The sequence below is a fragment of the Proteiniclasticum ruminis DSM 24773 genome, from assembly GCF_000701905.1.
Taxonomy (GTDB): domain Bacteria; phylum Bacillota; class Clostridia; order Clostridiales; family Clostridiaceae; genus Proteiniclasticum; species Proteiniclasticum ruminis.
Map to the genome: position 1 here is coordinate 333,944 of NZ_JNKC01000001.1, position 12,560 is coordinate 346,503.

Annotated in this window: 13 protein-coding genes; 2 read left to right on the forward strand and 11 right to left on the reverse strand. The window is 39.2% G+C overall.

Features of this window, described 5'->3' with window-relative positions; translation table 11 throughout:
• Positions 1 to 17: 17 nt before the first annotated feature.
• The 11 genes from T487_RS0101625 to pgmB form a co-directional block, all read right to left on the reverse strand.
• Entirely contained in the window at positions 18 to 1,769 is a 1,752-nt protein-coding gene (locus T487_RS0101625; protein WP_031573211.1) for a V-type ATP synthase subunit A, read from the reverse strand.
• A 37-nt stretch (positions 1,770 to 1,806) separates the two neighbouring features.
• On the reverse strand, positions 1,807 to 2,406 hold the full coding sequence (locus T487_RS0101630) for a V-type ATP synthase subunit E family protein (RefSeq protein ID WP_031573214.1): 600 nt from the start codon (positions 2,404 to 2,406) through the stop codon (positions 1,807 to 1,809).
• 10 nt (positions 2,407 to 2,416) lie between these two features.
• Positions 2,417 to 2,725 (reverse strand): V-type ATP synthase subunit F, encoded by a 309-nt coding sequence (locus T487_RS0101635; protein ID WP_031573217.1) that lies wholly within the window; start codon positions 2,723 to 2,725, stop codon positions 2,417 to 2,419.
• A gap of 15 nt (positions 2,726 to 2,740) precedes the next feature.
• Positions 2,741 to 3,190: an ATP synthase subunit C gene (locus T487_RS0101640; protein WP_031573219.1), complete on the reverse strand. Its 450-nt coding sequence runs from the start codon at positions 3,188 to 3,190 to the stop codon at positions 2,741 to 2,743.
• 13 nt (positions 3,191 to 3,203) lie between these two features.
• Complete coding sequence (locus tag T487_RS0101645) at positions 3,204 to 5,129, reverse strand: V-type ATP synthase subunit I (RefSeq protein ID WP_031573221.1); 1,926 nt, start codon at positions 5,127 to 5,129, stop codon at positions 3,204 to 3,206.
• Positions 5,130 to 5,146: 17 nt separating this feature from the next.
• Positions 5,147 to 6,202: a V-type ATPase subunit gene (locus T487_RS0101650; RefSeq protein WP_031573223.1), complete on the reverse strand. Its 1,056-nt coding sequence runs from the start codon at positions 6,200 to 6,202 to the stop codon at positions 5,147 to 5,149.
• A 25-nt stretch (positions 6,203 to 6,227) separates the two neighbouring features.
• Entirely contained in the window at positions 6,228 to 6,539 is a 312-nt protein-coding gene (locus T487_RS0101655) for a hypothetical protein (protein WP_031573226.1), read from the reverse strand.
• 295 nt (positions 6,540 to 6,834) lie between these two features.
• Positions 6,835 to 7,902: a DUF4236 domain-containing protein gene (locus T487_RS0101660; RefSeq protein ID WP_031573228.1), complete on the reverse strand. Its 1,068-nt coding sequence runs from the start codon at positions 7,900 to 7,902 to the stop codon at positions 6,835 to 6,837.
• Positions 7,903 to 8,035: 133 nt separating this feature from the next.
• Complete coding sequence (locus tag T487_RS15270; protein WP_074542575.1) at positions 8,036 to 8,821, reverse strand: ribonuclease H-like domain-containing protein; 786 nt, start codon at positions 8,819 to 8,821, stop codon at positions 8,036 to 8,038.
• 17 nt (positions 8,822 to 8,838) lie between these two features.
• Positions 8,839 to 9,564, reverse strand: a complete 726-nt coding sequence (locus T487_RS0101670; protein ID WP_031573233.1) for an HAD-IB family hydrolase — start codon at positions 9,562 to 9,564, stop codon at positions 8,839 to 8,841.
• A gap of 27 nt (positions 9,565 to 9,591) precedes the next feature.
• Positions 9,592 to 10,233 carry a beta-phosphoglucomutase gene (gene pgmB / locus T487_RS0101675; RefSeq protein WP_031573236.1) on the reverse strand — a complete coding sequence of 214 codons (642 nt, stop codon included), beginning with the start codon at positions 10,231 to 10,233 and terminating at the stop codon, positions 9,592 to 9,594.
• A gap of 216 nt (positions 10,234 to 10,449) precedes the next feature.
• Here pgmB and T487_RS0101680 point away from each other — a divergent pair, with 216 nt between their 5' ends.
• Positions 10,450 to 11,364 carry a cytidylate kinase family protein gene (locus tag T487_RS0101680; protein WP_031573239.1) on the forward strand — a complete coding sequence of 305 codons (915 nt, stop codon included), beginning with the start codon at positions 10,450 to 10,452 and terminating at the stop codon, positions 11,362 to 11,364.
• Complete coding sequence (hpt, locus tag T487_RS0101685; protein ID WP_031573242.1) at positions 11,357 to 11,878, forward strand: hypoxanthine phosphoribosyltransferase; 522 nt, start codon at positions 11,357 to 11,359, stop codon at positions 11,876 to 11,878. The genes T487_RS0101680 and hpt overlap by 8 nt, the downstream gene beginning before the upstream one ends.
• The last annotated feature ends 682 nt before the right edge of the window (positions 11,879 to 12,560 follow it).

The window sequence follows — 12,560 nt, forward strand, 5'->3', positions numbered from 1 at the left end:
TGATTTCCTCCTTTCGACTAATGTACTTTAGCGATAGCTTTGTCAATGATACCGTAGTACTCATCAAGTTTTCCAAGATTATCGTTCGGCACATCATATTTCATTCGCGTTACATTTTCAAAGATACCTGTCTGTATTAGCATATTCAGTGATTTATCAGAGCTGATATATTCTCTGGCTTTTCTATTCAGATAAAGGATTACCTCCATCATCTTCAGCTGTTTCTCTAAAGGCACGTATGTGTCATCTTTATGGAATGCATTCTGCTGAAGGAATCCAACTCTAATCACCTTGGAAATTTCAATAATCAGTTTCTGATCATCCGGAAGCACATCACTACCAATCAGCTTCACAATCTCCATCAGCTTGTTTTCTTCTGCAAGAAGAGTCATAATCTCATTCCTATGTGTGAGAAATTTAGGTCCAAGGTTTTTATTGTACCATCTGGACAGATCCCCCACATATTCAGAATAGGATAAGTTCCAGTTGATTGCAGAATAATGACGAATATAGGCAAGCTGTTTATCTAGCGCCCAGAAGCATCTGACAAACCTTTTTGTATTCTGTGTTACAGGTTCTGAAAAATCCGCTCCTTGAGGAGATACTGCTCCAATGATGGACACAGACCCTTCGGAATAATTTGTATTTTTCACATATCCTGCTCTCTCATAGAACTGCGAGATTCTGCTTGGCAAATAAGCAGGGAATCCTTCTTCTGCTGGCATTTCTTCAAGTCTTCCGCTGATTTCACGAAGAGCTTCTGCCCAACGTGAGGTAGAGTCTGCCATCATCGCCACGTGATACCCCATATCCCGGTAATATTCAGCCAAAGTGATTCCTGTATAAATACTTGCTTCACGAGCTGCCACCGGCATGTTTGATGTATTGGCAATGAGGACTGTTCTTTCTAAAAGAGGTCTGTTCGATTTTGGGTCAATCAGTTCTGAGAATTCTTCAAGAACTTGAGTCATCTCATTTCCGCGTTCACCGCATCCCACATAAACAATAATATCTGCATCACACCATTTTGCCAGCTGATGCTGTGTCATGGTTTTTCCGGTCCCGAAACCACCTGGCACAGCAGCTGTTCCACCTTTTGCGATGGGAAACAGCGTATCAATAACTCTCTGTCCTGTAATTAGTGGTATCGATATTGGAAGCCTCTCTTTTACAGGCCTTGGTGTCTTGATTGGCCACTTTTGGACTAGTGTCAGTTCATGAACAACACCATTTTCATCCTTCAGCTTCAGTATACAGTCATGGATTTTACGCTTGCCATTCTCCGCCACATAAACTGCAGTTCCGTATAGATGTGGTGGCACCATGAGTCTATGTTCAATAAGGTTTGTTTCAGGAACAGTCGCATAGATCTGACCTGGGCTAAGTGCCTCACCTTCTTGTATCTTCATGGTTACATCCCATTCTTTATGGTTATCCAGAGACTCCACATTGCTTCCCGGTTCAATAAAAGCACCGGACAGCTGAGAAATATCCTTCAACGGTCTTTCGATACCATCAAAGATATTTTTAATAATACCAGGTCCTAAAGTTACAGATATCGGCATTCCTGTTGGGAAAACCGGCTCACCTGGTTTTAGACTGGTTGTACTTTCATACACCTGAATCGTCGTGAATTTATTCGTAATGGAAATTACTTCTCCCATAAGCTTCTTATGGCCAACATAAACCATTTCCAACATTTCAAAATCAGAAGAATCTTTCACAGTGATTACAGGCCCATTAATTGAATATATTAAATTTTCACTCACTTAATCACCTCTTTGCATTGAATGCAACGCCCACATATCAGTTTAGAATCAGTTCAGAATTCGCATAGAATTTATTGTGCTGCTCTTTCAGCTTTGCATCATAGGTTTCATCAATGAAAATATTCTCTTCATAGAATTCAATGATAAAGCCACCAATCTCAATCTCTTTCTTTGCTTTTACCTGAGCTTCTCCTTTGAAGCATGCTCCAAGTTCTTCCGCATACTTCATATCATTTTCTGATATCAGCAGATTTGCTTTTGAACCATATGCTCCACTGACCGCTTCAATTTTAGCCTTCATCTTGCTGAGATACTCTTCAGTTGCTGTATACGCCTTCAATTTTGACTTCAGTTCACCAAACAGCTCCTCAATCAGCTCATTTCTCATACGCATCAGCTTCCTCTGATTTTCATCAATGAGTTTACTGATGGCAATCGCATGTTCACTTTCTATACTCTTTACTTCATGCTCTAAATACACATTAGTATTCTTCGCTTCGTAGTCCTCAATTTGTTTTATGCTTCTATTCTTGATTCTTTGAATCTCATTTCTGGCATCATCCATTTCCTTTTGTGATAATCTACCGATTTCATTTCTAAAATAGGTTTCCAGCTCTGCGATTGTATTATATTTCATATTCTTCACCTCATAATTTCACACCAATTGCATCGCTTACATACTTGTCTATGGTCTCACCAATCTTATGCTGGCCATGACGGTCTGGTATTTCAACGATCAATGGTTTGAGCTGTCTTAATTTTAATTCAGAAATAACATCTGCGCAGGTTTCGATGAGTTTCGTTGTAATAAGGACTATGGCAATATCTTCCTGATGCATTGCCTTTTCCAGCTCTTCAAGCACTTCACGACGTTCGTGAACGACAACACCTTCAATTCCTGCCATCCGCATCCCCATTTGAGTATCAATATTGTCACTTATTAGAAAAAATCTCATGAAAACCTCCTTATCTTACAGCTTGTTAATAATAAGAATAGAGATCAACAATCCGTAAATCGCAACACCTTCACCAAGGGCAACGAAAATCAGAGATTTACCAAAGTTCTTTTCATTTTCAGAGAATGCGCCAATAGCTGCTGGTGCTGCTGCTGCAACTGCGATACCAGCGCCAAGAGCAGACATTCCTGTAGCAAGGGCTGCACTGATAAAGCCTAATCCCTGTGCGATGGTTCCAGTTATAGATTCGCCAGCAGCTGCAGTACCTTCTGCTGCAAGTACAGAGAAATCTCCTACAGAGAAAAGGACTGAACCAATCACTACAACAAAGAACATGACGATATGAGTAATCAGCCTGGTTTTTGCGGACTGAGCGCTCATATTTCCTTTAAACACCTTTATTAAAGGAAGAGAGATTAACACAATAAGTACCATTGGAACTAATAATTCGATCATATTTAACATTTTTTATCCTCCACTATAAATATTCTTTCAAAGTTTTAAAAGGAATTCCATCGCCAGTATAGTATCTGGAGAACATTTCATAAAACTCCAGTCTCAGTACCTGTATACCTACGATGAGCCCTTCCAACGCCATAACGAAAATATTACCAAAAATAAACACTATTGGTCCTGCATTTCCAGTCATTTCCATAAGGCTCGAAACAACCAGCATCATACCTGCATGGGAAAGCACAAACCCTGCTACTCTCATATAAGACATAGTATTCGTGATATAAGAGAGCACAATTTCAAAGAGTTCAAAAAATGCTTCAGTGAAAAATCCACCAAATCCATTCGGGAACATCGCCTCTCCATGTACCTTTCTTTCAATTGCTTCCTTCAGGAACATGAGCAATAGTGGTACTCCTACGAATAGAACTAATGTTACTGGATTAAAGGGATTTGCTATGCCACCAAGCATCAGACCTGCGCCAATGATCACAAAGCCGTAAAACACCAATCCAGCCACGCCATTATGTGACAGGAACATCTCCACTGTATGTTTTTTCTTATAGTTCACATAGATATTAATACCTATGGTAGAAATAATCAGAACAGAACCAATGGCGATGGCAGAAAGCAGCAGTGTCATTGTAAAACCAGGATCCATGGTATGGATTGGTTTGCCTGGCAGACCCAGCACATTGATGAAGAACGGATCTAAAAGATGTTCATTTCCAAATACAGACCCATACAATAATCCGAATACTGCTGAAGAAATACCGATACGTATACCTACAGCACCTAATTTCATACCCTTAAACTTATACATGACCCATCCAAGAAGAGAAAGTACAAGTCCTTGTCCGACATCTCCAAACATAATTCCGAAGAGCAGTGTATAAGTCAGCGCAACAAACGGTGTAGGATCTATCCCTTTATAATCTGCAACTCCATACATCTCAACAAACATTCCGAAGGGTTCAGAAAACCATCCATTCTTCAGTTTTGTTGGTGGAGTAAGCCTTTTATCATTGTTCGCTGGACGCACTTCAATTTCAACAGAAGGAATACCCTCAAACAGCTTATGGATTTGATCCAAGTCATCTTTAGCCATGAATCCGGTGATAGAGAATCTTCCACCTAATCCCACGACAAACTTTCTTGCTTCAAAGATCATGCTGACCTTAGAAAGCACTGCGGTAAATAACGAATATCTGTCTCTTGTTCTCTCAAGAAGCTCTTGTTCACTTTCTTTGAGCTTTAACAAATCCTTGTTTAAGCTGTCGATTTCCTTTAGCAGGTTCTCTTCTGCTTCTTCAGGTGTACCATGTACAAAATCTGGTATATGGATTCTGTCAAAATAGAGAGAAGAAAATACGTTGTCCACCTCTCGTTCGAATTCATTAGTCGTTATGTAGATACCCCAGCTGTAATTGCTGTCCTTGTTGAATGAGTTCCATATAAATGGTCTGTTATCATAAAACTTCAGCTTTTCTTCACTGTCCAAAGGCAGTCTACCGACTCTGCTTATGAGATAACGGCAAGAAAACAAATCATCGAGTGAAATATCCAAGGATTTGATATTTCGAACTTGTTTTAGAGCATCCTGGTCTTCTTGGATCAGCTGCTTGATTTCATTTTCATTTGATGTGATTTCTTCAAACTTATGGTAAGTTCTTTCAATAAATCGCTCGATTCTACTTAAATCGCATTCCTGAACATTTACTTCTTTTGGCACAATCTCAAGATGCATCTTATCGACAATTTCGTTGATTCTGTTCAGCATCTTTAAATATGGATTGTCATAATACATAGAAGTCAATCCATGCACTGCTCCTACAAGCTTAGAAGCCGGTTCTGGATGGAAGTTGTCAAGCTCGATGAATTTCGCCAGCACTTCATCTAAATGCTCATTATCCGCAAAAATATTGACCAGTTTCATTTTAGCAATTGCCATACTTTACTCCTCCTTCCTTAATAAATCAGCAGACTTTCCACTTCACTCTTTTGAGTTCCATATCTTACTGCTTCTATAATATTAGTTATATTTGAAATTTCTAATTCCATTAATATCACATAAACGGTATATATTACCGGAGAATCTATAGAGAATCTCATATATCGTTTTGCCAAGTGATACTTGATTTGGTCAGAATAGTACTCTATGTATGTGTATTCTTTATCATCTACATACATTTTATACTTAGAAGATTCTAAAACTCTCAACACACTTTCCGCATCGGGTTGCGCGATGAGATGTTTGATGAATGTATCACTCATTCTGGACTTCATATGAACCATTGTCTTTTCGATATACTCATTGGAAACCTTGAAGAATTTCTTCATTCGATATATTTTGACAATGTTCATCAGTTCAATCTGAGTTTTATAAATATCCATCAGTTCTTTTTTCACTCTTCCACTGAAGTTCTTCTCAATGACTCGAAACACATTCTGATAGTATGCACTGAAGAGCTCTTGCTCTATTGCAGGTAAGTCCAGCTTCTCTTCTTTCTTGTCCATATACTTTTTCAGTACGGCGCGATATGAAGTACCCTGCAATATATCAAGAATATCCTCTAATGAAGACGTCTCAGATATCTTATCTATATCATATGAAAAATAATCTGAAAGAGCCAATGGGATCTCCGAAATAAGTGTACTGTACTGTATATCCTCATGTTCTTCATCCTGAATGATGGCTCGAAGGATCAAAAGGATGACTTCAATCTCTCGTTTCACGATATTCAATCTATAAAACTCATGATTTGTCAACATAGAGAATTTGAGAAGTCTTTCGATCTTTTCATACATGTTTTGTCTTATCAGCTGTTCCAGCTGTCCTCGATGGATACGATTCTCATAGATATCTCGCATCGTAGAACCATAATCTGTCTCATTCTTGAGGTATCCCGCTATTTCAGGCACTGTACTTTTTCTGAGGAGTTCATCATAATCTTCTTTCTTCAGTCTAAGCCCGTACATTGATTTTGCTTTGGCGGCAAGAGCAGGACTATTCACAATCCCCATAGTTTTTCTCCTTCCTCCTCATCAGCTAGCTGTCAATACAGTTCTCAAATATCTCCTTCAGCCATCGCTCCCGGTTATATTTATACTGATTCCTAAGTTTCTCTAAAGATTTTTCGTACTTCACCGATGTCTGTATCACTTTATCATCATACTCAGCTTGCAATTTTCCCTTCAGTTCCGTCAAGTGCTGCTCAATATCCCTTTTATATTTTGTCTCAATTAAAGGTCTTTGGCTGGCAACATAAGCAGGAACTTTGTCCAACTCTTCTTTGATTTGCTCAAGTTCAGTTCTTGCTGCTTTATCCAGTTCTATAATATCCTTAATGAGTTTCTTCATGTTTATCCTCCTTCCCAACACTAGTCTGATAATTAACAAATTATCTTTTCTCCTGTTCTACGCAATGGTTTCAAACAAAAGTCTAACTAATACAATGTGCCACAATTTATTTTGAAAGTCAATTTTCACAAAAATCATATTTATTTTTTTTATTACAGTTTATAAAAAGAAAACGTTTAGCAAAAGCATCTTTTTCACAAACTTCTCGTTTTTTTTTATGTTGTAACTCACAACTGTTAAATATCAAATATATTTACCGCTTTTTCAGTACATAACGATCTGAAATACTCAATGATCAGTTCAGGCGTTGAACTTCTTTAAATCCTTTTGTTTTCAGGAAATCCACTTCATGTCTGAACTCTGTAAGAGTATCGAAGGGTTGACTTTGCTCAAAGTTGATTTTATTGAATGTTTCCTTATCCAAAAGGACAGACAAGATGAGTACTTCCGACTGAAGCCCTGAAACACCGTTCATCTTCTTTTCATGCACATGCAGACGTATTTCAGTCGGTGAAACCAGATTAAACACATTTCTTCCGGTACGTAGTGTAAGAGCAGCTGTGAATTGGCTGATGATGTTATAATAATCCGTTTTTGAGTATTCTCTTATAGAGAGTTTTCCTGTTGGCGTTAATGTAATGTATTCCTTTGGCACCACTGACTCTGGATTGATGGTGATCTCAATATTCAAACATCCTCCTGAATCCAGAGAGCAGTCAAACCCTTCAACAAACTCCATGTCTTTTTCCAGCCCAATATTTTTCAGAACTTCCACAGGGGAAGCCTCTTTCATTTTCAACAGGTCTCCGGATATTTTCTTATTTCTCTCCCATTTTGAAAGAAGTTCCTCGTCTGCAGCCTTTGCCTGATTCAGCATTTCTTCTGAATCGTCCCTGTATTGTTTTCCAGAAAAAATCCTCTTGAAAAATCCTGGCTTGTTCTCTTCGATGACCTCTCTGGCAGCTCTTGCATGAGGCCCATCTTCTCCTGATTTATAGGGTATATCCCCCTCTAAAATACTCCCTGTTGCGATATCTTCCGGATAATCCGCCTCATGATGCAATGTGACAAGATATTCCAGATCTTCGTTGAATTGCCTCACTTCCTCTTCAAACGAGATATTTCGTGAAGTGGAATGCACTGGTTTATTCCCTCCCACAGTGTTTATCAGCTTCTTTGCATTCAGCGTTTTACTGTAGGATAGCCCTGTACCGGGAATGCCAATGGTTGTTCTGGCTTGACCCTTGGTATTGATACTCTGCCTGAATCCTTTTCTCCCAGCAGAAAGACTCACTCCTGACTTTCCGACATTCAAACTGAAATATTTCCCTAAGCGTATTCTCTTTCTAAAATTAAATCCCATATTCCACCTCACACTAGTTCCATGACGCTTTTATATAACCCGCAGGATGTATCGCTCTACAGTGTCCAAAAAAACCATGAAAATCCTGTTTGGATTTAATCATGGCTTTCATTACTCTTACATTCATCATCTGTTAAGATGAATATCCTAATTCTTCTTTTTGTCCTTTAAATGGATGATTGCTCTCTTCCTGTTCTATCTGTTCTTCAAGAAGAGCTTTTAATGCAAGTTTCTCCATTTTCTCTTTTTGCAGCTTTTCTTCAAGAATCAGTACATCCTCCATGGTCACACTTTCCCAGCAATTCATGATGTTAAAAAGATTCACAACATCTTCTTCATTATACTTTAGAATCTTTTCCACTTTCTCTAGGGGCATGCGATCAAAATATCCCTGGTCTTTGATGATTTTCGAGAATGTTTTAGCAAGAGTCATACCTGAGATCAGCTCTCCACCACGATCAATCTGATGCAGTTTTTCAAGATTCTTCAATCCAATATTCTTCTGGAATTTCTGCTCATATTCCTTCTGAAGGTCAATCAGTACGAACTCCTCTTCAAAGCTGTATGAAATATCATATTTCTGATATAAATGGTTGATTACTAAAAAGTCATTATTTCCGGAAAAAGTCACCAAATACTGTTTTCCATTATTTTTCTGATTGATAAAATACTCTTTTGTCATTTCCAGGATAGCTCTGGCATCCTTTTTGTTCTCAATCATATACTGGGTGGTTATGACAGCTTTTTCTGCTTCCTCATAAACCGCAGCACCAAATACACCAATGGCAATGGGCTCCTTGTATAAATAATGTTCAAGATCAAAAAAGATAGCGTTTCTGATAATTTCTTTACCATGAAATTTCAACGTCTGTTCACTGCCTTGCACTACCACTGGAATGACTTCTTGCTGTTTCAGCAATGTGCATCCCTCATTTCTTAATCTACTGCAAGCTCCTCAATCTTTACCCGATAAATCAGGTCTTTTCTTTCCACTGCGACTTCCGCCTTATGTTTCACCTCTGGATCGCTCAAGACAAGATTCACAAGCTCCTTCGTAGGATTAACGAGAACTGGGTGTCCTACCAGTTGAAACATGGAGAAATCCCCAGCTGTATCCCCATAGGCATAGGAGGCATCAAGGTCAATATCATACTTTTCCTTGAACTCATAAATCGCCTTCTGCTTTGATTTGCTGTCCCACATGGGAATTACTTCCCCTGTATACCGCTCTTTATCATCCACAGGATAGATGGAGCCTCTGTAATCATCAAAATCATGAAGCTTTGCCATTTCTTTTACGAGTTCAATGGGACTTCCTGAGATTGTCAGGACTTTATGGCCCTGATTTTTATGCCATTTGATGCGGTTTCTGGTGAAGAGATAGTTTCTAAGCCCCATGTCCCGTACGACATTATGGATAATATGCTCAATAAAACTCCGGTGGTATCCTTTGATTGCATCAGTATAAATCGTCGCCATACGTAGAAGATAATCATCATAAGAACCTACTCTACGGTCATACTGGTCGTAATAAGGCTTGACCTCTTTGTACCACTCTTCTTCCCGGATAATCTCACTTCGGATCATTCTTTTGAATAGCTCTTTCATAAATACTTCTCGATATAAGGTTCCGTCAATATCAAAAAATGCTGCTGTTTGCATATCATTGACCATCCTTTCACTTAAAGATTAGAATCTCAGTATTGCTTCTGTCAGGCCTTCCAGAGAGCTGACCCACTTATCCGCTTCAAGAATCGGCCTCTCACTCACAGCCACAACCCACATCCCAGCTCGTTTCCCTGACAACACCCCTGCTTTGGAATCTTCAAATACTGCACACTCTGCTGGCGACACTTTAAGTTCTCCTGCAGTTTCCAAGTAAACTTCAGGGTCTGGTTTTGGTGATCTAACCCGGTGTCCGTCAATGACCACATCAAAGTATTTCTTCAGACCTGTGAGTTCCAGAATAATGGATGTATTGTCACTGGTTGAGGCAATTGCAGTAGTAATGCCATTGAACTTCAGAAGCTCCAGAAACTCTTCCACTCCAGGAAGAATATCAGAATCATCAATATCTGTCACATGTTCCAGATAAAGATTGTTCTTCTTGCGGAGTATCCGCATTTTCTCCACTTCACTCATCTCGACGTTTTTCATTTTCAGCAGTATTTCCAGGGCTCTGAATCTGGCCACCCCTTTTATCTGCTCATTATCTTCTGCTGTAAAGTCTTCCCCTAAATCCTGCAGTACTTTTTTCCATGCAAGATAATGGAATCTGTCCGTGTCGACCAAAACTCCATCCAGGTCAAAAACGACAGCCTTGATCCCCATAATGTACCTCCATAAATAGTAGAATTCCGCAAACAAAATCACCGTTTTGTATAACTTTAATCATACCACAATCTTTTATGAATTACACTATAGGGATGATTTGTCAACACTATTTCACTCTTGACTTGTTCTTCATGAAAGGAAATATGTAACCCCGCAACACAAGACCGCTTTTATGATAAAATGAAGTTACAGAATGAACAGGAGGAATTTTTCATGAAAAGTCTTTTGACCTTCTCTAGAGAAGCCGGCAGTATGGGAGATCAAATTGCAAAAGAACTGGCTCATGATCTTGATATTTCCTATTTCAACCGGGAGTACGCTCTGAAAAACTGGCTGCCTGAAATTGCTACAAAACATGAACTCCATATGCTGGAAGAAAGCCCTGGTTATTTTTTGAAAGCCTCTTCTTCTGGCACTACCTTTCAGGAGTTTGTGGAGAGTAAACTTAAATCTGCAGTTTCTGAAGCTCCTGCTGTTGTCAGTGGACTTGGTGCTCAGATTATTTTTCGCAGGCACACCTCAGTAGGACATATAAAAATCCATGGAAGTGTAGAGAAAAGAACCCATCGGCTCATGATGGAGAATAATCTTGCGGAAGAGGATGCAAAGAGAATTCTGGAGCTTACGGACAGAAGACATAAAAAATATATCCATCTACTCTATCATGAGGACTGGTCCAATTCTCTTCTTTATGATCTGATACTAAATACAGACAGCATTACATTGAATGAGGCTCTGTCCCTCTTGAAGAATTACTATCATTTGGATCAGTCTGCTCCTGAAGTATCAAAAAATGGTGCAGTGATATTCAAGAACTCTTCAGAGGAAGAATTTGCCAAGGTTTTGGATCTATATGATTTCGAATGGGATTACGAGCCACGAACCTTTCCCCTGGAATGGGATCTTGAAGGCAATATCACGAAAGCCTTTTCTCCTGACTTTTACCTGCCAAAATTTGATACCTATATCGAACTCACCGTCATGAACCAGAAGTATACCCAGGATAAAAAGAAAAAGCTGAGTCTTATGAAAAAGCTTTATCCTAAAATCAATGTCAGCATTGTCTATAAAAATGAATTCCATAATCTTTTAGAAAGATTTGGCAAATGGGAGATAGCAGATGAGTAGTTTAGGAAAAATCCTCTATACAGAGGATGAGATTGCAAAGAGAATCAAAGAGATGTCATCGATCATTCTTGAAGCGTATCCACCTGATGAAGACCTGGTTATATTGGCCATATTAAAAGGCTCCGTCTACTTTTTAACTGATTTTACAAGAGCACTCAAAAGGCCTGTTCTCATTGATTTTTTATCCATCGGTGTGAAAAGAGATACAGAAAGAAATAGAATCATCACCTACATAAAAGATCTTTCCATTCCCATAAAAGGAAAACACGTGCTGCTCCTGGAGGATGTCATTGGTACCGGTCTGACCCTTGGAACCATCTTGCAGCATATTGAATCTTTTTCTCCAAAAAGCCTGAAGGTGCTCACTTTGCTTGATAACCCGAAAAAGCGCCTGTTGAATGTAACGGTTCACTACAGCCTCTTTACTATGCCAGATACATTCGTGGTAGGCTATGGACTGGATTATCAGGAGAAGTACCGAAACCTCCCTGATATCTATGAGGTGAACTACTGACCACTTCAAAAGGATTGAATTCATCTTGAAGTGGGAGCTTCCGGGTCAAGATCTCTCCGAGATAAGCATCTCCTAGCTCAACAGGTAGTCCCCCCCTGAGAAGCTATAATAACCTATTTTCTTTCAATAGGTTCTTAGCTGCGTTGTTATAGTCTCGGTCCTGTGTAGCGTGACCATTGGACAAGTCCATTCTCTGACGGCGAGGTTTTTCACCTCGCTGTTTTTATATCCACAAACATGACAAAGCTGGATCAATGCAAAGAAACCGTCTGCCTTATGGTCGTTCTTCCGTACCATGCTGCCTAATAGCAAAGCATGCTCACGAAAGTGGACCAGGATGCGTCGGAGATGGCTTTTGACAGTTTATGGTTCTTCAGCATGTTTTCACCTCTCAAGGTTTCAATATGGATGACTTTAGTTTTCGTCTATCAATTTCTCTGAGAAACTCATGCTCTTTCTTGTATCGAGCGGGCGTATTTTAAGCCTTTGACCTGATTCTTCATAGTGCTTTATTTTGACATGGGGTATGACAAAATAAAAAGAGAACTCCCAGTTGAAAGGAGTTCTCTTTTTATTGCAATGGAAAAGCTCCAACGAACCTTTCTCAACGTTCATCTTTCTTTCCACCATTTTCTTTGTTTCCTAAAAGTGGTTCCTGCTTAATGACTTCATCTGCTAAGGT

Coding starts and splice junctions, on each gene's coding strand:
- hpt (WP_031573242.1), top strand. CDS start 11,357: ATGAGTAGTTTAGGAAAAATCCTCTATACAGAGGATGAGATTGCAAAG.
- T487_RS0101670 (WP_031573233.1), bottom strand. CDS start 9,564: ATGCAAACAGCAGCATTTTTTGATATTGACGGAACCTTATATCGAGAA.
- T487_RS0101660 (WP_031573228.1), bottom strand. CDS start 7,902: ATGGGATTTAATTTTAGAAAGAGAATACGCTTAGGGAAATATTTCAGT.
- T487_RS0101645 (WP_031573221.1), bottom strand. CDS start 5,129: ATGGCAATTGCTAAAATGAAACTGGTCAATATTTTTGCGGATAATGAG.
- T487_RS0101630 (WP_031573214.1), bottom strand. CDS start 2,406: ATGAAATATAATACAATCGCAGAGCTGGAAACCTATTTTAGAAATGAA.
- T487_RS0101680 (WP_031573239.1), top strand. CDS start 10,450: ATGAAAAGTCTTTTGACCTTCTCTAGAGAAGCCGGCAGTATGGGAGAT.
- T487_RS0101635 (WP_031573217.1), bottom strand. CDS start 2,725: ATGAGATTTTTTCTAATAAGTGACAATATTGATACTCAAATGGGGATG.
- T487_RS0101650 (WP_031573223.1), bottom strand. CDS start 6,202: ATGGGGATTGTGAATAGTCCTGCTCTTGCCGCCAAAGCAAAATCAATG.
- T487_RS0101640 (WP_031573219.1), bottom strand. CDS start 3,190: ATGTTAAATATGATCGAATTATTAGTTCCAATGGTACTTATTGTGTTA.
- pgmB (WP_031573236.1), bottom strand. CDS start 10,233: ATGGGGATCAAGGCTGTCGTTTTTGACCTGGATGGAGTTTTGGTCGAC.
- T487_RS0101655 (WP_031573226.1), bottom strand. CDS start 6,539: ATGAAGAAACTCATTAAGGATATTATAGAACTGGATAAAGCAGCAAGA.